This is a genomic window from Pseudomonas sichuanensis (genome assembly GCF_024749065.1).
GTDB lineage: Bacteria > Pseudomonadota > Gammaproteobacteria > Pseudomonadales > Pseudomonadaceae > Aquipseudomonas > Aquipseudomonas sichuanensis.
Genome location: NZ_CP087185.1, coordinates 2,358,338 through 2,378,919, shown reverse-complemented (window position 1 = coordinate 2,378,919; position 20,582 = coordinate 2,358,338). Strand labels below are relative to the sequence as shown.

Here is a 20,582-nt window from a genome sequence, read left to right as displayed (position 1 = left end):
AGCGTGGCTCTGTCAGGGCCGATGGCGGGGCAAATCGGCGCATGCCAAGCGGCACGAACTGTGCTTGAATCTGCCATTTCCCCGCGCCCAAGGCCCTCCGAATGAATCGCAACGACCTGCGCCGCGTCGACATGAACCTGTTGGTGGTGTTCGAGGCATTGATGATCGAACGCAACCTCACCCGCGTCGGCGAAAAGCTGTTCATCACCCAGCCCACCGTCAGCGCCGCCCTCGCTCGCCTGCGCGACCTGTTCGACGATCAATTGCTGATTCGCAATGGCCGAGCCATGGAGCCCACGCCACGGGCCATGCAGATCTTCAATGAACTGGGCCCGGCGATGGACGTGATCTCGGCGGCGATCAGCCGTGCCAAGGCGTTCGACCCGGCCAACAGCTGCAACGTGTTCCGTCTGGGGCTGTCGGACGACGCCGAGTTCGGCCTGTTCCCGGCCTTGCTCGAAGCGCTGCGCGAGGAGGCGCCGCAGATCAGCGTGGTGGTGCGCCGGGCCAACTTCCTGCTGATGCCGGGCCTGCTGGCCTCGGGCGAGATTTCGGTGGGGGTCAGCTACACCACCGACCTGCCGGCCAACGCCAAGCGCCGCAAACTGCGCGATATCGGCGTGCGGGTGCTGCGTGCCGACGATCGCCCCGGCCCCCTGACCTTGGACGAATATTGCGCGCGCCCCCATGTGATGGTGTCGTTCTCCGGCGACATGAGCGGCAACATCGACCTGGACCTGGCGCGCATCGGCCGCTGCCGCAAGGTGGTGCTGGCGGTACCGCAGTTCGGCAGCCTGCGCGCGCTGCTGCGCAACACCGAGATGATCGCCACGGTGCCTGACTACGCGGCCTGCGCCCTGGCCGACGACGGCAGGCTGCGCGCCGACCCGGCGCCGTTCGAGATCAGCGAGGCCGAACTGTCGATGGCCTGGAGCAGCGCCCACGACAACGACCCGGCCGAGCGCTGGCTGCGTGAGCGGATCCTGCAGTTCATGGGCCGCCCAGGCTGAACCATCAACTTCGTCGATAGCCACCATGCTTGCCATCAAGTTCCGCTGATGGCAGGCCGCCGGGAGAATGGCCCCATTCGCACATCGACAAGGCCTCTCCCATGAAAACCGGCATGATCGCAGCCCTGCTCGCCCTGCTCGCCACCCTCACCGGTTGTGCCAGCCCAGCCAACCAGCCCGGCGCGCAACCCTATGGGCATTTTTATTCAGCCACCGAGCTGTCCAGCGTCACCCTTGGCCACGGCCAGCACGTGGCCGTCCTGCTCGGGCGCAACGCCGCCGCAACGCTCGACTACCTGCAACGCCACCGCGACCAGGCCACCCCCGGCACTGCCAGGAGCACGCCGGTGGCGACCCTGGGCGGCAACCAGGCTTATGCATGGTTGGCGCAGTCCTTGGCCCAGGAATTTGCCGAAGTCACCTTTTATGAGGACCTCGATACCCTGCTGGCCGATCGCCCGGATGTGATCGTGCTGCTGGAGGCCCGCAGCAAGCTGGCAAGTGCGGGGGACGAGGCAATCCAGGCCAGCGTGGCGGCACGTTTTTTCGATGGTCAGCTGACTTATATCGGCCGTGCCGAAGGGGTGGCACGCAAGCCGGTCGAGGGGGTCGAGCTGGTGCGTCAGCTGGATGAGGAACAGACGGTGCAGGCCGATGCGTTGCGCCAATTCCATGCATCGCTCAAGGTGTTGTTGCGCGGGGCGGTGTGATCTGGTCAGCCACTACCCGTCTCAAGCCATGCGCCAGGGCGGACAGCGGTACTTTCACAGTCATAATTGGCCCGAAACAGATGTGGGAGCTGGCTTGCCAGCGATGCGCCGCGCGGGCGGCGCTCGATCTTGAGGGCGCTGCAGATCTGTCGCCCTGCACCTGGTAGCCCACATGCGATTTCAAGACAGGCCCTTGGGCACCACACCGCTGGCCCTGAGTAATCAGGATTCGGTAATGGCCACCAAGTGCATGACGGGAGACTGGGTGAGGGCTACCAGGTGCCTGCCGGTGTTTTTGCAGCGCCTATAAGATCGAGCGCCGCCCGCGCGGCGCTTCGCGGGTAAACCCGCTCCCACAGTTTGTTTCGGGCCAGTCTCTCCTGTGCCATCACCGGAGCCGCCTTGTTGGCTCGACACAATTTCAGCGTGGGCGTTGCCGGCCTCATTGTCGGCCCTAACACAGAAAACTGACAGTCCCATACCCGCGTTAAGTTGTCATGATTGCTTTCGCTCACTCCATCAGCACGACCACCAACATGAACCACGAGAATCCAACGATAAGCAGGGTTGAAGCTATATTCAGACGTTTCTTGAGCCGCCGCGGAAACTTTTCATAGTCGGTGATATCCAGCGCTCCTTTTCTGATGCAGTGATCAGGGCAGAAAATCATGCCAGCTATGCCACACACTAACGACATACGAGAATAAAATCCGTTGCGCCCCCATAAGTTTACTAGCCATGGAACTCCGGGACTTTTCTCCAGCGATCTAAGGAGTGTCTGGAAATCACGCGAACATGCCAACTGGGCATGCAGGGCCGCGCCCGAGAGCCCAATCAAAAGCGGTGTGATCATGAGCGCCATACCCCAACCGCTACGCCAAAACTCACTCATTCTTCTATGTACTCGTAGATAACCTCACCAAGCATCTCCCCTCCTTTCATTCCACCCATGCTACCTGCCAGCGAGCCGGCGCCAACCATCACGAGACTGCACGCAGTGGCACTGACTGGCCCTAAGCCCAGGCAGACTAACAGAGCACCACCCTTTCCGAGCATTCCGCCCAACACCCCTCCGCTGAGGCCGACCGCAAAACTCCCCGCCTCAGTAAAACGAATTTTTTTGCAGGCCTCTGTCTCATTCGCACGACAGGCCTCCTTGATTTTCAGAAAAGATGATGCTCCGCCAATCACAATACCCGCACGCCCTCCATTTTTCAGGTAATGAGACAGTCTCGCCAGTTTATCCAGGTGCGTGGCGTACCCTGGAATAGCCCCTGGCGCACCCGCTTTGTTCCAGTGATGAATCAGGCTTTTGCTGGATATGCCCAAGCCTCGCCGCAGGGTTTCATGGCTGCCCAAATCCATATGTTTGTTAAGGAAGCTCATCTTCAGCTGCGCGTCCAGTTGCTGGAAGAGTTTTTTGCGCTGATTGAAAAACTCCGGACTTTTCAAATGGCCGTGAGCGAGAAACTGCTGTTGATGCAGCTTTTCTATGTAACGCAAGGTGACTTGCAATTCTTCAAGCGACTTGGTCATCATCGCTTGAGCAACGCCCATCGATAGGCTCACATCACTGAGCAAGCTTGCGATCTCAGCATGATTGCGCATCATGAAGTTCGCTTGGTCATGGCCCACATCGGCCAATGCCTCCCGTGCCCGCTCGGCCGCTGCCATCAAATGGGCCTCTTCGCGGGTACAGGCATGCCCGTTACTCGGGTCGCCGATCACGAATATCTCGCCCGCTTTGAAACCTTGATTGAAGGTCGGATTCAACCGCTGCAGACGGGCCACGGGCACTGACCCATGCTTGTCGAACAGCTTCATGAGCAATTGAGGGAACGAAGTGCCGTGCTGCACGATATGAAAGCCGGGCTCCAGCCCATCAGGAACCGTTGAGACAGCATGGGCCGCCACGTTACTCAGGGGGTGTCGAGGCTGGTACGCGGACGCCATGTACGGGCTGGCTGCAACGGTTTGTGGTGACGGGGCTGTATGTGCAGCAACCCTTTGGTTCAAGGGGGCGAGGACATGATTACTGCCTGGCGTACACCCACATTCCACTGGGGTGCCGTCGACTGCGGCGGGGATGCCATCCTGACACCAGCGTGATTCGCCGTCGATGATCTTGCCTTCCTTGCCGCACCGTGGGCAGGGGGTAGTTTTGTCGCCTTCGAGCAGCCAACGGCGACCATAGGTGGTGCCCCGGGCTTGGGTGGCAAGGCAAGTGGCGCCGGTGCTGGTGAGGTCTCCATCCAGCCCCTGGCCTTTGCCGAAGATGTTCATGCGCTGACTCATGGTGCTGCTTCCTTGGGAATGAAAGCCCGCACGCTAGCAACATGAAGTGGTCTATTCTCGGCCGCCGATTAGCTTGAGAAAGGTCCTACGAAACTTAGAGACTTGGATGGCAAATATCACTGGATGCGATCTCAAGTAGTGCATACCAGCAGCTTAGGGGCCTGCTCATTCAAACCGCTGACGACTCGGTATTGATCTGAGGTCTAGGCCCCTGGCCTATCGAATCTTGCTCTTGTCAGCGCATCACAACAGCCTGCAAACCTGCCCACAAGCGCTGCACATGCTCGCGCTCGGTCGGCAGCGCGCCCACCGAAACCCGCACCATCCAGCGGCCGTTCAGGGTGGCCGGGGTGACATAGGCATCGCCCGATGCGTTCAACCGGTCCGCCCAGCCACGGGTATGCGCATCCAGTGCATCGCCCGCCAGCCCCGCCGGGCAGTGGCGGATGCACAGGGTCTGCAGTTGCACCGGCGCCAGCAGTTCCCACTCAGCCGAGGCTTCGACCTGTTCCGCCAGCCAGCGGGCATTGTCCAGGTCGCGGCGCAGGCGTTGCTGCAGGGCCTCGACGCCTTCGCTGCGCAGCATGAACCACAGCTTCAGCGCGCGGAACCGGCGGCCCAACGGGATGCCCCAGTCGCGCAGGTTCTTCACCTCGCCATCGACCGCCGACTGCAGGTAGCTGGGGTTGGTGCTCATCACTCGGATCAGGTGCTGCGGGTCACGGACATAGTAAATGGAGCAGTCGAAGGCCACGCCCAGCCACTTGTGCGCGTTGACCACCACCGAGTCGGCCAGCTCGATGCCGTCCCACATCCAACGGCATTCGGGGAGGATCATCGCCGAGCCAGCCATGGCCGAGTCGACATGCAGCCACAGGCCATGGGCCTGGGCGATCTCGCCGATCGGGCGCAGCGGGTCGAGCGCGGTGGTGGTGGTGGTGCCGGTGGTGGCGACCACGGCACAGGGCTGGTTGCCGGCGGCGATGTCTTGTTCGATGGCCTCGCGCAGCGCCTCCGGGCGCATGGCGAACTGCTCGTCGGTGGCGATCAGGCGAATGTTGTCGCGGCCGAAACCGGCCAGCAGCGCGGCCTTGTCCACCGAACTGTGGGCGTGGGCGCTGACGTAGACGATCAGCGGTTTGGCCTGGGCCTGCAGGCCGCCGCGCACCTGGGCATGGTCGGTGGCGCGCTCGCGGGCGCAGATCAACGCCACCAGGGTGCTGGTGGAGGCGGTGTCCTGGATCACCCCGCTCCACTGGCTGGACAGCCCCAGCAGCTGGCGCAACCAGTCCAGGGTGGTCTCTTCCAGCTCGCTCAGGGCCGGGCTGGACTGCCAGGACAGGCCGAGCACGCCCAGGCCGGTACTGAGGAAGTCACCCAGCACCGACGACAGGGTGCCGTTGGAGGGGAAGTAGCCGTAGAAGTCCGGGTGCTGCCAATGGGACAGGCCGGGCATCAGCAGTTGGTCAACGTCCTTGAGGATGGCGGCGAAGGGCTCGGCCTGCTGCGGTGCGGTGGCCGGCAAGGCGGCTTTGAGGTAGCCGGGCTCGACCTGGGCCATTACCGGGCGTTCGGCGACGGTCTGGCGGTAGTCGGCGATCAGGTCGATCAGTTGGTGGCCGTGTTGGCGGAATTGTTCGGGGGTCACAGGCGGGCTCCTTGGCTGCTGGCTTTGGCTGCCTGTTCCGGCCTCATCGCTGGCAAGCCAGCTCCCACAGGTATTGGCTCGAGCCTGGTGGGAGCTGGCTTGCCAGCGATGAGGCCGGCGCAGACAACACAATGCCGACCAGTCTAGGCCGCCATGGCCTCACGAATAACCCCGCTTCGCGCATAGCTCCTATGGCAAAGGCGCATGCCCGCCCTGCACGCCGAACTGCGACTGGCGCCAGAGCTCGAACACCCGGTTGCGCAGCCAGCGGTGCTCGGCCGAGGCCTGCAGGCGCTGGTGCCACACCACCCAGTAGCGCTGGGTATGCTCGACGAAGCCCAAGGGCCGCCAGGCCAGGCCATGCAGGCGGGCCAGCTGGCGGGCGATATGCTCGGGCACCGTGGCCAGCGCCTGGCCGTTGCCGATCACCGGCACCATGGCACTGAAGAACGGCACCTCCAGGCTGATCCGCCGCTGCAAGCCCTGGGCCCGCAGGTGGCGGTCGATGAAGCTGTCCTTGTCGCCGCCGCCGGAGACCCGCACGTGCTTGCAGGCCAGGTAGTCGTCCTGGCTCAGTGCGGCCTGCGCGGTGAGCGGGTGATCATGGCGCATCAGGCACACCGCGCGGTCTTCGCCAAGCAGGCGGCCGTGAAGGTTGGGCGGCGATTCGTCGAACAGCGTGGTGGCCAGGTCGATCTCGCCACTGGCGAGCAAGGCGTATTGCCCGGCCTGCCAGGTGCGGTACTCCAGCGACACCCCCGGCGCCTCCTGCTCAAGCGCCGCCACCAACTGCGGCAGCATGTGTTCGGCCACGTAGTCTGAGGCCGCCAGGCAGAAGCGTCGCTCGCAGCGGGCCGGGTCGAAGGCCGCCGGTTGGCGCAGGGCATTGAGTTCTTCGAGCACCTGGCGCAGCGGCTGCACCAGCGCCTCGGCGTGCTCGCTGAGCACGTAGCCACGGCCCTGGCGCACCAGCAGCGGGTCGTCGAAGGCTTCGCGCAGGTGCGCCAACTGGCGGCTCAGTGCGGGCTGGCTGCAGCCCAGGCGCTCGGCGGCATGGCTGAGGTTTTTCAGCTGCAAGAGGCAGTCGAGGGTGCGCAGGTGGGCGAGGCTGAGGGAGGTGAAGGTGGGGTGCATGCAGGTGGCCTGTTGTTGAATGCGCTGGCCCAATTGCCGGCAAGCCGGCTCCCACAGGGACTTGCGCATTCCTGTGGGAGCCGGCTTGCCGGCGATTGGGCCGCAACGCGGCCCCAGAGTTACTCGGTCAGGCCGACATAGACGTTCTGCACGTCTTCGTTCTCGTCGATCGCTTCGAGGAACGCTTCGACCTCGGCCAGCGCTTCAGCGCTCAGGCTGGCGGCGCTTACCGGGTTCTTCGGGGTGTAGCCGATCTTCGCCGAAGTGACGGTGAAACCGTGCTCAGGCAGGGCCTTTTGCACGGCGTCGAGGTCGGTGGTGTCGGTGATGAACAGGGTCGAACCCTCTTCCTCGCCGTCCTCGAAGTCCTGGGCACCGGCTTCGATGGCCGCCATTTCCGGGTCGGCGTCGCCTTCCGGGGTGGCCTCGATCAGGCCGACGTGGTTGAAGTCCCAGGCCACCGAGCCGCTGGCACCGAGTTGGCCCTTGCGGAACAGCACGCGGATCTGGGCCACGGTACGGTTGACGTTGTCTGTCAGGCACTCGACGATCAACGGCACCTGGTGCGGGGCGAAGCCTTCGTAGCTGACCGCATGGTACTGCACGGCCTCGCCGTCGAGGCCTGCGCCTTTCTTGATCGCGCGCTCCAGGGTCTCACGGGTCATCGAGGCTTTCTTGGCCTGGACGATGGCCAGGCGCAGGCGCGGGTTCATGTCCGGGTCGGCGCCGGATTTGGCGGCGATCTGGATCTCCTTGGCCAGCTTGCCCATGATCTTGCCCTTGGCGTTGGCCGCGGTCTCTCTATGCTTGGCTTTCCACTGTGCGCCCATTTCAACTCTCTTGTTTCAAGGGCCGGTTCAGGAAGCGACCGGCCAAAAGTGGGGAGAGTTTATACGCCCAAACGCTGTGGATCGACAAGAAATCGCATCTGCTTCTTCGCGGGTAAACCCGCTCCCACAGTACCTGCGAAAGGCCCTAATCTGCATTAGCCTTTGTCGGCCTTGCCCGCCGCCGCCGCGAATTTGGCCAGCCGCACATCCAGCCGCCGCGGCCTGGCGCCGCGGTCTTCGGCGTGCTCCTTGCGCCGGATGGCATTGCGCACCATCAGCGAGCCCAGGTAGCGAATCGGTTCCGGCGGGAACTGCCCCAGCGGCCCCTTGATCAACGGCGAGCGGGTCCAGGGGTTGTCCAGGCCCAGGGCCAGGGACGACAGAATTTGCCCGCCCATGTGGCACGGCCCTACCCCGCTGCCCGAATAGCCGAAGCCATAGAACACGTTGCCCTGCCCATCGAGCCGGCCAAAGAACGGCAGGCCGGTGACAGAGCGGTCGGAAGGCCCGTTCCAGCTCGCCGCCAGCGGCACCTCGGCCAGGGCCGGGAAGAAATCGGCCAGGCTCTCGCGCAACAGCGGCTGATACGGCGATGGTTGGTCGAACACCGGCAACATGCGCCCGCCATAGGCGAAGGTATTGCCGCCCTTGCCGAGCATCAGCCGACCATCGGACGTGTTGTGGTAGTAGTGCACGAAGATTCGCGAGTCGAGCACGCTGACGCCGCTGTCCAGGCCGATCTGGCGCAACAGTTCCGGGCACGGCTCGGTGATGACCATGTCGCTGGAAACGATCGCCACGCTGCGCTCGAACTGTGGGAAGGCCCGCGCCATCCAGGCGTTGAGGCCCAGTACCACGCGGTCGGCGCGAATGGTGCCGGTGCGAGTACGCACCTGCGCCGGGGCCCCGTGCTCCAGCCCGGTCATCGCCGTGCCCTCGTGGATGCGCACGCCGCGCTGCAGGGCAACCCGGCGCAAGCCGCGCACCAGCCGCCCGGGCTGCACGGTGGCGGCGGCCGGTGAGTACCAGCCCTCCAGGTGGCGCTCGGAGCCCGCCAGGCGCTGCAACTGCGCAAGCTCAAGGCGCTGGAACGAGTTGATACCGCGCCGCTCCAGCGCCGCGATCACCGCATCGGTGCCACCGACCTGGGCCGGGTTGGTGGCGGTGTACAGGGTGCCGTCCATGCGGAAATCGCAGCGGATGCCGTTGTCGGCGCAGAACGCGCCGATGGCGGCGATGCTGCGTTCCGACTCGCTGACCAGGCGCACCGCCTCCTGCACCCCGAACAGACGCTCCAGGGTGAAGTACTTGGCTGACCAGGACAGCGCACAACCACCATTGCGCCCGCTGGCCCCGGCACCGCAGATATCCGCCTCGATCAGCAGCACATCCAGCTGCGGCGCTTGTTCCTTGATCATCAACGCGGTCCACAGCCCGGTGTAGCCGCCGCCGACGATGCACACATCGCAGCGTGCGTCGCCCTGCAAGGGGGGGCATGGGGCCTCGTTTTCCTGGTCCAGCGCCTGTTGCAGCCAGAACGGTCTCATCGCTTTGCTTTCCTTCAAGTACGCAGTGGCTTGATCGCCATGCTGGTGTTGGGGGCCACGTCATTGGCCGCAGTGGTGCTGGCCGGGCGGCTGTTCCAGTGCGGGATCAGCACCAGGGCGGAGAACAGCGCGGTGCCGGCGAAGACGATGAACACCGTGACACTGTCGAAATACCCCGGCAGCAGGCCGCCGAGCACCGCGCCCACCGAACCGCAGCCGTTGACGAAGCCAGCTGCGGTGGCGCCGGCCTTGGCCGTACCGAAGTCGATGGCCGCCGCGCCGCTGATCATCGAGTCGGGGCCATACAGGGTCAGGCCCATGACGAACAGCAAGGCCACCACCAGCACCACGCTGCCGCTGTGCATGGCCGCCATGAAGCCGGCCAGGGCCATGGTCAGCAGCAGCAGGCTGATCACGCAGGCCGGCATGCGCCGGGCACCGAACAACTTGTCCGAGGCCAGGCCGATGATGATCGGGCCAAGCAACCCGGCCAGCTCGAAGGCGGTGGGGATGATCGCCGCGCCGACCTTGCCCACCGAGGGCATCTGTTCGAAGACGATCACCGGGCCCCACAGCAGGATGGCGTAGCGCGCCGGCTTCAACATGAAGTAGGCCAGGCCCAAGGTGAGCACCGTGCGGTTGCGCAGGATCTCGCGCAGCGGCGTCCAGACGCTGCACAGGCTGCCCCCCGGCGCCATGCTTTGCGGCTCTGGCTCAACCGCCGGCAGGCCGACGTCTTCGGGCTTGTTGCGCTGGAAGATGAAGAACAGCACGGCAACCAGGGCCACCACCACGGCGCTGGAGAAGAATGCCGCGTGCCAGGTACCGACCAGGGTGTAGGCCCACCAGCCGGCGAACGGCGAAGCCACCAGGCCGCCGAAGGCGTAGCACGAGCTCCACAACCCCAGCACCCGCCCGCGCTGGGAGGCCGGGAAGAAGCTGCCGATGTTCTTGCACAGCCCGGCCCAGCCGGTGGACTGGGCCAGGCCCTGGATCAGCATGCAGGTGGCGAAGATCGGGAAGGTCGCGTAGCTGCCCATCACCACCGCCGCGGCTGCCGAGATCAGCAGCCCGCCGAGCACCACCACGCGCGGGCCGAAACGGTCGGCGAGCATGCCCCAGGTGAACTGGCCCACGGCGTAGGCAGCCAGGTAGATGGCGTCGAGGTTGGCCATGGCGGCCTTGTCGAGCATGAAAGTCGGGTCTTCGCCGATGCCGAGCTTGGCCACCGAGAAGGCTTTGCGGGTGAAGTAGAAGGCGGCGTAAGCCAGCCAGGTGATCGCGAAGATCTGCATGCGCCAACGCTTGATGGCGCCCAGGGATTGATTCATTTGACTCTGACCTCTTGCGTGAGTGTGCCGGCAGAATGTGAAGAAACGCCTGTCTTGTTGTTGTGGTGCGCACTGCGTGACGGAGGGACGTCACTTGGTCAGATGGCGGCAGCGGTCTGGCGTGACCGGGGCGAGGCCATGGCCCGGCGCCACCGCTTGTGGCGATGGCGTCGGGTTGAAACACATGGAAACAGCTGCTGACTGATAAATAAAATCGATTTATCGTATTTCACTCATAAGCCCAGCTTGTAAGCGGAGTGCTCGATGTCGGTTTCCCACGCTCAACTCAAAGCCTTTCATGCGGTCGCCGAACAAGGCAGCTTCACCCGCGCGGCGCAGAAGCTGTTCCTGACCCAGCCGGCGGTGTCCGACCAGGTGCGCAAGCTGGAGGAGCGTTACGGTGTGCTGCTGTTCCAGCGCAACAAGCGTTCGGTGCAGTTGACCGACCTGGGCGAGCGCCTGCTGGGGGTGACCCAGCGGCTGTTCGCCTGCGAGGCCGAGGCCGTCGAGTTGCTGCAGGACTCGCGCGCCCTGCACACCGGCAGCTTGACGCTGGCGGTGGATGCGCCGGTGCATGTGCTGCCGCAGATAGCCCGGTTCTGCCAGCGCTACCCGGGGATTCAGGTGAAGATCGAGACGGGCAATACCGACGAGTCGCTGGCCCGGCTGTTCAGCTACCAGGCTGACCTGGCCCTGTTGGGGCGCGATGTCGACGATGAACGTCTGTTTTGCGTGCCGATGCGACGTGACCCGATGGTGGCGTTCGTGTCGCACCAGCATCCATGGGCCAGCCGGGGGTCGATCAGCCTGGCGGACCTGGATGACACGCCGTTGGTGCTGCGTGAGCCTGGGTCGGTGACGCGGCAGACGCTGGAGGAGGAAATGCAGCGGGCGGGGTTGCGGATTCGTTCGGCGATCCAGGTGGAGGGGCGTGAGGCGGCGCGGGAGGCGGTGGTGGTGGGGATTGGGGTTGGGGTGGTTTCGGCGGCGGAGTTTGGGGCTGATGCGCGGGTGTGTGCGTTGCCGATTGTCGATTGTCAGCGGCATTTGACGGAGACGTTGGTGTGTTTGAGCGAGCAGCGGACGCGGCGGGTGGTGGCGACGTTTTTGGAGATGGTGCGGGAGGGGGGGTGAGGTTTTTGGGTTCGGTTTCGGGTTCGGCCTTCAGAGTGTGTGTTTTGATAGATGCATGCGCATTCGGCGGCGATGGAGGGTGTCAGAAATTTTGTGTTCGGGCATACCATGAGTAAGAGGTGCATGTATGCCAACCAAAAAGAAACCGCTTCGAGAGTTACCGAAGGTCCCGAAAGAGCTGCTTGAACAGTTTTCCGCGACCCCACTGATGACCGCAGAGGCTATCGAAGAGGCCTCTGCCGCCTTCAAGAAAGCACTGATCGAGCGAGCCCTGAACGCCGAACTTGGTCATCACCTGGGCTATCCGCCGGGCGCGCAGCGCCCAGAGGATGAGACCAACCAGCGCAATGGCACGAGTGGCAAGACTGTACTGACAGGCGATGGCCCGCTACGGCTGGATATCCCTCGGGACCGTGACGGCAGTTTTTCGCCCATTCTGATCCCCAAGCATGAGCGCCGTTACACCGGATTCGATGACAAAATCATCGCCATGTACGCCCGTGGAATGACGGTCAGAGAGATCCGGGCCTTCCTGTCCGAGCAGTATGGAACCGACGTTTCACCCGATTTCATCAGCTCTGTGACAGACGAGGTCATGGAAGAGATTGGCGCGTGGCAACAGCGGCCACTGGAGCCGATGTACCCGGTCATTTTCTTCGATGCGCTGCGGGTGAAGATCCGCGAAGAAGGTCTGGTTCGCAACAAGGCCATTTACTTGGCCCTGGGCGTTCTCCCCGACGGGACGCGCGATATCCTGGGCATCTGGATCGAGAACACCGAGGGTGCGAAGTTCTGGATGAAGGTCTTTAACGACCTCAAGAAGCGTGGCGTCGAAGATGTGCTGATTGCCGTGACCGATGGCCTCAAAGGCATGCCAGAGGCCCTCAGCGCAGTGTTTCCAGAAACGACGCTGCAGACGTGCATCGTGCACCTGATCCGCAACAGCCTCGACTACGCGGCCTGGGACAAGCGGCGGGCTCTGGCCAAGGAGCTGAAGCCGATTTACCAAGCCATCAATGCTGAAGCGGCAGAGCAAGCACTCGATGAGTTTGAGAACGGGCCGTGGGGCGAGAAATATCCGACGGTGGTGGCTGCTTGGCGACGGGCTTGGGATCGCGTGATTCCATTCTTTGTTTTCCCGCCCGCCATCCGAAAGGTGATCTATACCACCAACGCCATCGAGAGCATCAATGCCCAGCTACGCAAGGTCATCAAGACTCGCGGGCATTTCCCGAATGATGATGCAGCGACCAAACTGATTTGGCTGGGATTGCGCAACATCACAGCCAATTGGGGAAAACCGGCCCATGACTGGAAAAGCGCGATGAATCAATTTGCGATTTTGTACGGAGATCGGTTCATCAGGCCGACCTGGTGAAAATCAGGGCCTGCCTAGCGGCAGGCCATTACCGGCCCGAACACAAAAAAACTGACAGTCCCCGGCGATGTCGACTTTTAGTCACCTTTCCGCCCTTACGGCGGCCTACTTTTTTCTTGGAAAAAGTGGGCAAAACCGCCTGCTCCCATCATACGGCCCCTGCGCTGCGCTCCGGGGTCCCCTCGCTCCGGTGCCTTACGGGCCCGCGCGGCCTCCGACTTGCTGCGCAAGTCTACATCTCGCGCCTTCGGCTTACGCCGAAGGGTGCTGCGCACCAGGGCCCTCCAGTCACCTCCACTCGGCCTCCTGAAGTCGCAATTTGTGTTGCCTGGACTATTGCGCGCTTAGAAGCAAAATCAAGAGCAGATCAAGAGCAGTAATGCGGCTATCTAGATTTGGCTGTTGTTTATGTATTGCTTATTCGGGCCCTATCGCCGGCAAGCCGGCTCCCACAGGTACAGCGCAAGTCTGAAAGTTCGCTCTAACTTGTGGGAGCTGGCTTGCCAGCGATTGCAATCCAGAGTTCCCAGCCAATCCAACTAGCGGCAGCTAACGCCAGCCCAGGCGCCGCCCCTAACTTCGCGACTTCAGGAGGCTGAGCGTAGGCGTCTGGAGGGCCCTGGTGCGCAGCACCCTTCGGCGTAGCCGAAGGCGCGAGATGTAGACTTGCGCAGCAAGTCGGAGGCCGCGCGGGCCCGGAGGACGCCGGAGCGAAGGGACCCCGAAGCGCAGCGTAGGGGCCGTATGATGGGAGCGAGCGGCTTTGCCTACTTTGGCCAAGACCAAAGTAGGCCGCCGTAAGGGCGGAAAGGTGACTATGCGTCGACATCGCAAATGAATGCACATACAAATATAAAAACAGCCAGCCAACCAACCAAACAACAGAACAACAGAACAACAGAACAACAGAACAACAGAACAACAGAGCAACCAGTAAACTGACTAACTGACTAACTGATTAACTGATTAACTGATTAACTGATTAACAACCTAACCGCAAAATATCTAACGGCAAAATCCCGCCATCAAACCGAACGCCGCCCCTGCATCCCATCACCAATTACCCCCTTCCCGCCAGCCCCATCTACCTCCCCAAGAAACCCCGCAATCTCCCGCCGCCCCCGCAAATGAACCACAGGCACCCCAGGCCCAATCGCCACCCGCATCGCCTCGATCCCCCGCCGGTAGGCCCCATCGAACCCCCAGACAAACTTCAGGAACTCCACAAACTCCCAGTTCAACCGCTCACTGCAACCAGCCGGCAAGTCAGCTCGCGGCCGCCGGCTCAACGACCGCAGGACCACCCGCTTCAGGCAAACCCAGCGCGGCGTATCCAGCCAGATGATCAAGTCCGCCCGCGGCAACCGCAGGTCGAACGTACGCCGCGCATAGTTGCCCTCGCACACCCACGCATCCTGCGCCAGCGCCGAGCGCACCTGATCACGGAACACCTCGGCCTCCGGCTCCACCCAGCCCGGCGACCAGAACAACCGGTCCAGGTGCACCACCGGCAACCCCAAGCGCTCGCCGATGGCCCGTGCCAAGGTCGATTTGCCGCTACCGGAATTGCCCAGTATCACGATGCGCTGCATATGCATTCCCTCGCTGCAAAAAAGCCGAAGAGTGTAACGCCGGGGCATGCCGTCGCACAGCGGCTGCCACAAGCCGTTGCTCGCGAAATGCCAGGTGAAGCCACAGGGTTTTGCCACAGGACAGGATCAGCATAGAAGCCTTCAGCGCTGATCGCGGCGCGACGTTATACTCCTCGCCCCTGCAACCCGGACCGGACCCATTCATGCGGCAAGCCCTGCTCATCGTCGACGTGCAATCCACCTTCAGCCCTTCGGAAAAGCTGGTGGACGGCATCCGCGCGCTGTCGGCACACATCCCCACCGTCGCCTCGATCGAACTGCACGACGAACAGGCCACGCCGTTCCAGCGCCAGCTCGGCTGGCACCCGGCCAGCGAGGACGTGGCACTGGTCGAGGCCGACAAGGTGTTCGTCAAGCACGGCTACGGGCAAACCGCCGAAACCCTCGAGTACCTCAAGGGCCTGGGTGTCGAGCGCGTGCTGGTGTGCGGCCTGCAGACCGAAACCTGCGTGCTGGCCGCAGGCTTCGCCCTGTTCGATGCGGGGCTGTGCCCGACCCTGATCACCGACCTCACCATGGGCTCTTCGCTGGACCGCTCGGGGCAGCTGGGCATCAGCCTGTGGCAACACCACTTTGGCCAGGTCACCACCGCCGCCGAAGTGATCGCCGGGCTCAAGGGCTGACCTGATACCCCCGCCCCTGCAGGCAACCACTATAGGCACTCGCCTGGGCCTCGCCCTGGCCGCGGCGGTCCTGACGACGCTCCTGGCGTTGACGCATGCCACCCACCGCGGCACCGGCGGCAGCCGTTTCGCCGGCACGATTCTGCCGGTACTGCTGCTTGGCGTCGTCGCCCATGCGGTCGTATACCTCGTCGTGCTGGTTGCCGCGCATCTGGGCACCCGCAGCGCCCGCCACCGCCCCGGCGGCGGCGCCCTTGACCCGGCCACCGACATGCGCACTGTCAGTCGCCGAACTGCTGGCGACGCTGTTGCAATCGGCCATGTCCTGCTGCATCTGCTGGCTGCTCTGGCCCTTGAGCGGCGTGACGGTCTGGGCCTGGGCCGCTGCCGTCAGCAGCAACAACAGGCAGCCCCATGTGACTGTTCGCATGTTCCACCTCCACTCGATTGAAGTGCCGACTGAAAGGATAGGCCCGCCAGCACCTTGCAAGGCCCCGAGCATCGACCTCTCGTCACTCTGAAATAAATTTAAATTGAATTTAAATTTAGACCCGCGCAAGCTCCGGCCACCACCCACCCTCGGAGCCCGACCATGGCCACAGCCCCCCGCGAACCGCGCAAGGACGGTGAAGCCACCCGCACGCGCATTCTCGAAGCCGCCGGCGAGCTGTTTGCCGCCCAGGGTTTCGCCGAGTCCAGCAACAAGGCGGTGGCCGCCAAGGCCGAAGTCGACCTGGCCTCGATCAACTACCACTTCGGCAGCCGCAACGGCCTGTACCAGGCGGTGCTCGAGGAAGCGCGTCGGCGCTTCCTCGATATCAGCAACCTGCAGCGCATCCTCCAGGCACCTCAGCCGGCCACGGACAAACTGCGCGCACTGATCGAGCAGGTGGTGCACAAGGCCAGTTCAGGCCAGAGCAGCTGGCACCTGCGGGTGCTTGCCGCCGAACTGCTCACCCCCAGCAGCCATGGCCAGGCCTTGCAGGGCACGGCGCCGCAAAAGCTCATGCTGCTCAAGGGGCTGTTCAGCGAGATCAGCGGCCTCGCCCTCGACGCCCCGGCGCTGACCCGCTGCATCCTCTGCGTCACCGCCCCCTGGGCGATGCTGCTGATCGGTCCGCGTGGCGGCTCCGGGGCCGTGCAGGAAATCCTCGGCATGCCCGCCGCCGAAGTCTGCGAGCAGCTGTACCGCTTCGCCCTCGCCGGCCTGCGCGACGCCGGCCAAGGTCGCTGACCCCTTGCCCATGCCACTCTCCCCTCGCCCAGGCCAACCCATGACAACCCCATCCACTGCCCTCGAACACGATGCCCACCCGCCGATTCCCTTGCTGCTCGGCGCCCTGCTGCTGGTGATGTTCCTCGCCGCACTGGACCAGACCATCGTCTCCACCGCCCTGCCCACAATCGTCAGCGAACTGGGCGGGCTGCGCTGGTTGTCCTGGGTGGTCACCGCCTACCTGCTGGCCTCCACCGTGGTGGTGCCGCTGTACGGCAAGTTCGGCGACCTGTATGGCCGCAAGCGCGTGTTGCAGGTGGCCATCGTGCTGTTTCTGGCGGGCTCGGCACTGTGCGGCGTGGCCCAGAACATGACCGAGCTGGTGCTGCTGCGCGCCTTGCAAGGGTTGGGCGGTGGCGGGCTGATGGTAGTGGCGATGGCCGCCATCGGCGATGTGATCCCACCCGCCGAGCGGGGTCGCTACCAGGGCCTGTTCGGCGGCGTGTTCGGCCTGGCCACGGTGGTCGGGCCGCTGATCGGTGGCTTTCTGGTCGAGCAGCTGTCGTGGCGCTGGATCTTCTACATCAACCTGCCCCTGGGCCTGCTGGCGCTGCTGGTGATCGGCAGCGTGTTCCGCCCGCACGTGGCGCGGGTGAAGCATGTGATCGACTACCTTGGCGCGTGCTTCCTCACCCTGACCCTGGCCTGCGTGGTGCTGATCACCAGCCTTGGCGGCAACCTGCTGGCGTGGGGCTCCCTCGACATCCTGTGCCTGTCGCTGTTCGCGCTGATCGGCCTGGTGGGCTTCATCCATGAACAGCGCCGTGCCGCCGAGCCGATCATGCCACTGCACCTGTTCCGTCACCGCACCTTCGCCCTGGCCGGGCTGATCGGCTTCATCGTCGGCATGTCGCTGTTCGGCTCGGTGACCTTCCTGCCGCTGTACCTGCAGGTGGTGAAAAACGCAACGCCGACCAGTGCCGGGCTGCAGATGCTGCCGCTGATGGGCGGACTGCTGGTGGTGTCGGCCATCACCGGGCGGCTGATCAGCCGCTGGGGGCGCTACCGGATGTTCCCGATCCTCGGCACCTTGCTGCAGGCGATTGCCCTGGCCTTGCTCAGCCGGCTCGACGAGCACACGCCGATGGCGGTGATGAACCTGTACATGGGCTTGCTCGGCGCGGGCCTGGGGATGGTCATGCAAGTGCTGGTGCTGGCCGTGCAGAACAGCGTCGAGCCGCGCCATATGGGCGTGGCCACCTCGGGGGCGACGCTGTTCCGCTCGATCGGCGGCGCCATCGGCGTGTCAGTGTTCGGCGCGCTGTTCTCCCATGCGCTGCTCGAACGCCTGGCACAGGCGTTCCCGGCCGACACCCCGGCGCCGACCAGCCTGTCACCCGAGCAGGTGCATGCCCTGGCCGCGCCCCTGCAACAGGCCTACCTCGTCGCCTTCTCCGGGGCGATGCATGGGGTGTTCCTCGTGGCCTGCCTGATCACCTGCCTGGCGTTCGCGCTGAGCTGGCTGCTGCGTGAAGTGCCGTTGCGCAAGGCACTGGCTTGACCACCGCGACACATGACACCCGGTCATGCATGGCCTGACGATCGATCGTTTGTCCGGCCCCGTGGCGCTACGCTCTAATGCGCGAAAACAACGACACCTCGCACGGAACAACCCAGGAACTACTCATGATTCTCGGAAAAACGCTTGAAGCCTGGTGCCAGAGCCACCCCCTGATCCGCGAACTGGTGGCCTTGCAGCCGACCCGCTGGTTCAACCCCGGCATCGCCCCGGCCGCCCAGGCGCTGCACGATGTCGGCCTGGACGCCGCCGACGTTGCCGCCGCCAGCGCCCGGCTCGCGCGCTTCGCGCCCTACCTGGCCACGGTGTTCCCGGACACGGCGGCCAGCGGCGGCATCATCGAGTCGCCGATCCGGCCGCTGCCCAACCTGCAGCGCGCCCTGCAGCAGGAGGCCGGCCTGCCGCCCAGCGGCGCATTGTGGCTCAAGGCCGACAGCGAGCTGCCGATCTCCGGCTCGATCAAGGCTCGCGGCGGTATCCACGAAGTGCTCAAGCATGCCGAGGACCTGGCGCTGGCTGCCGGGCTGATCACCCTGGACAGCGACTACCGGGCGCTGGCCAGTGACCAGGCGCGGGCGTTCTTCGGGCAGTACAAGGTGGCCGTCGGCTCCACCGGCAACCTGGGCCTGTCCATCGGCATCATGAGCGCCCGGCTGGGCTTCCAGGCGACCGTGCATATGTCGGCCGATGCCCGTCAGTGGAAGAAGGACAAGCTGCGCAGCCATGGCGTGACGGTGATCGAATACGCCTCGGACTACAGCGTGGCGGTGGAGCAAGGGCGCCAACAAGCCGAAGCTGACCCGGCCTGCTACTTCGTCGACGACGAGAACTCGCCGCACCTGTTCCTTGGCTACGCCGTGGCCGCCGAGCGCCTGGCCAGGCAGTTCGCACTAGCGCAAATCTGCGTGGATGCCGAACACCCGCTGTTCGTCTACCTGCCCTGCGGCGTGGGCGGCGGGCCTGGCGGCGTGGCATTCGGCTTGAAGCTGGTATTCGGTGACCATGTGCATTGCCTGTTCGCCGAACCGACCCATTCGCCGTGCATGCTGCTGGGGGTGTACACCGGGCTGCACGACGCGGTCAGCGTGCAGGACTTCGGCATCGACAACCTCACCGCCGCCGATGGCCTGGCGGTGGGCCGGCCTTCCGGGTTCGTCGGCAAGGCCATGCAGCGGCTGATCGATGGCTACTTCACCGTCACCGATGAAGAACTGTATCGCCTGCTGGCCCTGGCCCACGACCTTGAGCAGGCGCGCCTGGAACCCTCGGCGCTGGCCGGCGTGCCGGGGCTGCTACAGGTGCTGGGCGCAGCGGATTACCTGGAGCGCAACGGCTTGACGCCTGCGCGCATGGCCAGGGCCACGCACCTGGTATGGGGCACCGGCGGCAGCATGGTGCCTGCCGACGAATATGCCGCTTACCTCGCCAAAGCGCGAAGCTGAACAGGAGCGCCCATGCCCGCCCCCGCCCACCTGCTCGCGCCGAAACTCAATGGCGCGCACCTGGCCAACCTGCACACCTTTCTGGTTGCGGCCCGGCACCTGAGTTTTGCCCGGGCGGCCGACGAGCTGTGCCTGACCGCCAGCGCGGTGAGCCATCGGATCGGCCGGCTGGAGCAGCAGCTGGCGCTCAAGCTGTTCCACCGTTTGCCGCGCAGGGTCACGCTTACCGAGGACGGTGAGCGCGTGTTCCAGATCATGCAGCGCACCATGGATGCGCTGTCTGAAGCCGTACGCGAGCGTGCCCATGGCCAGGTGGCAGGGCAACTGACCTTGTATGTGCGGCCCTCGGTGGCGCAGTGCTGGCTGGTGCCGCGGCTGGCCGAGTTCACGATGCAGTACCCGGATATCCAGCTGGACATCCGCGTCGGCAACGAGAGCATCGACTACCGCACCCGCAAGGTCGACCTGGCGCTGTGCTATTCGGACGGGCATTACCCGGGGTTGGTCAGCACGCCGCTGATGGCGGAGCGGATCGCGCCGGTGTGCTCGCCCGAATACGCCCGGCGCCATGGGCTGCAGGGCGGCATCCAGGGGTTGGGCGGCTGTACCTTGCTGCACGATGTCGCGGCCTGGGACAACGCGGCGCACGATGCCGAATGGCGCGCGTGGTTGCAGCGCATGGCGCTGGATGTACCGCTGCCGGCGCGCTTCCTCACCTTCGACCGCTCCGACCTGTGCAGCCTGGCTGCGGTGAACCATGCCGGCATCGCCATTGGCCGTGAACAGTTGGTCAAGGCACGTATCGCCAACGGCGACCTGATATTGCCGTTTGGCGACTTCGTAGCGGCGGATCGCTGCGGCTATTACCTGGTGCACCCGCCCCACGAGCCGATGCCACGGCGGTTGCAGGTGCTGATCGAGTGGTTGCAGCAAACGGCCATGGGAAGCGGCTGATCGCTCGCAGGCATTGCATGTTCTTTGTAGGAGCAACTGTCTTACTCAACTGCTAAAGCTAGCGCGATCCCTGTGGGAGCGGGCTTGCCCCGCGAACAC

Annotated in this window: 18 protein-coding genes; 9 read left to right on the top strand and 9 right to left on the bottom strand. The window is 64.3% G+C overall.

Annotated elements, in window-relative coordinates:
* Window positions 1-101: 101 nt before the first annotated feature.
* Both LOY51_RS11055 and LOY51_RS11050 read left to right on the top strand, forming a co-directional pair.
* Window positions 102-1,010: a LysR family transcriptional regulator gene (locus tag LOY51_RS11055; RefSeq protein ID WP_125463671.1), complete on the top strand. Its 909-nt coding sequence runs from the start codon at window positions 102-104 to the stop codon at window positions 1,008-1,010.
* Between the two features lie 101 nt (window positions 1,011-1,111).
* Window positions 1,112-1,720, top strand: coding sequence for an ATPase (locus LOY51_RS11050; RefSeq protein ID WP_258646167.1), 609 nt, complete (start codon window positions 1,112-1,114; stop codon window positions 1,718-1,720).
* A 511-nt stretch (window positions 1,721-2,231) separates the two neighbouring features.
* Here LOY51_RS11050 and LOY51_RS11045 read toward each other — a convergent pair.
* From LOY51_RS11045 to LOY51_RS11015, 7 genes are all read right to left on the bottom strand, one after another.
* On the bottom strand, window positions 2,232-2,612 hold the full coding sequence (locus tag LOY51_RS11045; protein WP_258646166.1) for a hypothetical protein: 381 nt from the start codon (window positions 2,610-2,612) through the stop codon (window positions 2,232-2,234).
* A complete protein-coding gene (locus LOY51_RS11040) occupies window positions 2,609-4,015 on the bottom strand; it encodes a PAAR domain-containing protein (protein WP_258646164.1) in 1,407 nt (468 codons plus the stop codon). Before LOY51_RS11040 ends, LOY51_RS11045 begins: the two co-directional genes overlap by 4 nt.
* A 235-nt stretch (window positions 4,016-4,250) precedes the next feature.
* The gene (locus LOY51_RS11035) at window positions 4,251-5,663 is read right to left on the bottom strand and encodes a DOPA decarboxylase (RefSeq protein ID WP_258646162.1); all 1,413 of its coding nucleotides are present in this window, start codon (window positions 5,661-5,663) and stop codon (window positions 4,251-4,253) included.
* 189 nt (window positions 5,664-5,852) lie between these two features.
* Window positions 5,853-6,797, bottom strand: coding sequence for a LysR family transcriptional regulator (locus tag LOY51_RS11030; protein ID WP_258646626.1), 945 nt, complete (start codon window positions 6,795-6,797; stop codon window positions 5,853-5,855).
* A 119-nt stretch (window positions 6,798-6,916) separates the two neighbouring features.
* Window positions 6,917-7,627 carry a YebC/PmpR family DNA-binding transcriptional regulator gene (locus LOY51_RS11025; RefSeq protein WP_125858294.1) on the bottom strand — a complete coding sequence of 237 codons (711 nt, stop codon included), beginning with the start codon at window positions 7,625-7,627 and terminating at the stop codon, window positions 6,917-6,919.
* 155 nt (window positions 7,628-7,782) lie between these two features.
* Entirely contained in the window at window positions 7,783-9,174 is a 1,392-nt protein-coding gene (locus LOY51_RS11020) for an FAD-dependent oxidoreductase (RefSeq protein ID WP_125858293.1), read from the bottom strand.
* 14 nt (window positions 9,175-9,188) lie between these two features.
* Window positions 9,189-10,505 (bottom strand): MFS transporter, encoded by a 1,317-nt coding sequence (locus LOY51_RS11015; RefSeq protein ID WP_258646158.1) that lies wholly within the window; start codon window positions 10,503-10,505, stop codon window positions 9,189-9,191.
* 264 nt (window positions 10,506-10,769) lie between these two features.
* Here LOY51_RS11015 and LOY51_RS11010 point away from each other — a divergent pair, with 264 nt between their 5' ends.
* On the top strand, window positions 10,770-11,639 hold the full coding sequence (locus tag LOY51_RS11010) for a LysR substrate-binding domain-containing protein (RefSeq protein ID WP_110995178.1): 870 nt from the start codon (window positions 10,770-10,772) through the stop codon (window positions 11,637-11,639).
* A gap of 127 nt (window positions 11,640-11,766) precedes the next feature.
* The gene (locus LOY51_RS11005; protein ID WP_125858773.1) at window positions 11,767-13,017 is read left to right on the top strand and encodes an IS256 family transposase; all 1,251 of its coding nucleotides are present in this window, start codon (window positions 11,767-11,769) and stop codon (window positions 13,015-13,017) included.
* 1,025 nt (window positions 13,018-14,042) lie between these two features.
* Here the strand turns inward: LOY51_RS11005 and LOY51_RS11000 are convergent.
* Entirely contained in the window at window positions 14,043-14,609 is a 567-nt protein-coding gene (locus tag LOY51_RS11000) for a P-loop NTPase family protein (protein WP_258646157.1), read from the bottom strand.
* A gap of 203 nt (window positions 14,610-14,812) precedes the next feature.
* Between LOY51_RS11000 and LOY51_RS10995 the strand changes: the two genes are divergently transcribed.
* Window positions 14,813-15,292: a cysteine hydrolase family protein gene (locus LOY51_RS10995; RefSeq protein WP_110995253.1), complete on the top strand. Its 480-nt coding sequence runs from the start codon at window positions 14,813-14,815 to the stop codon at window positions 15,290-15,292.
* Here the strand turns inward: LOY51_RS10995 and LOY51_RS10990 are convergent.
* Window positions 15,282-15,722, bottom strand: a complete 441-nt coding sequence (locus tag LOY51_RS10990) for a YMGG-like glycine zipper-containing protein (RefSeq protein ID WP_258646155.1) — start codon at window positions 15,720-15,722, stop codon at window positions 15,282-15,284. The two genes, LOY51_RS10995 and LOY51_RS10990, sit on opposite strands and share 11 nt — an antisense overlap.
* 162 nt (window positions 15,723-15,884) lie before the next feature.
* Between LOY51_RS10990 and LOY51_RS10985 the strand changes: the two genes are divergently transcribed.
* The 4 genes from LOY51_RS10985 (at window position 15,885) to dsdC (ending at window position 20,483) form a co-directional block, all read left to right on the top strand.
* Window positions 15,885-16,526, top strand: a complete 642-nt coding sequence (locus LOY51_RS10985; protein ID WP_258646153.1) for a TetR/AcrR family transcriptional regulator — start codon at window positions 15,885-15,887, stop codon at window positions 16,524-16,526.
* Window positions 16,527-16,566: 40 nt separating this feature from the next.
* Window positions 16,567-18,069 carry an MDR family MFS transporter gene (locus LOY51_RS10980; protein WP_258646152.1) on the top strand — a complete coding sequence of 501 codons (1,503 nt, stop codon included), beginning with the start codon at window positions 16,567-16,569 and terminating at the stop codon, window positions 18,067-18,069.
* A gap of 125 nt (window positions 18,070-18,194) precedes the next feature.
* Window positions 18,195-19,529 carry a D-serine ammonia-lyase gene (dsdA, locus tag LOY51_RS10975; protein WP_258646151.1) on the top strand — a complete coding sequence of 445 codons (1,335 nt, stop codon included), beginning with the start codon at window positions 18,195-18,197 and terminating at the stop codon, window positions 19,527-19,529.
* 12 nt (window positions 19,530-19,541) lie between these two features.
* Window positions 19,542-20,483, top strand: a complete 942-nt coding sequence (gene dsdC, locus LOY51_RS10970; protein ID WP_258646150.1) for a DNA-binding transcriptional regulator DsdC — start codon at window positions 19,542-19,544, stop codon at window positions 20,481-20,483.
* Window positions 20,484-20,582 lie beyond the last annotated feature (99 nt).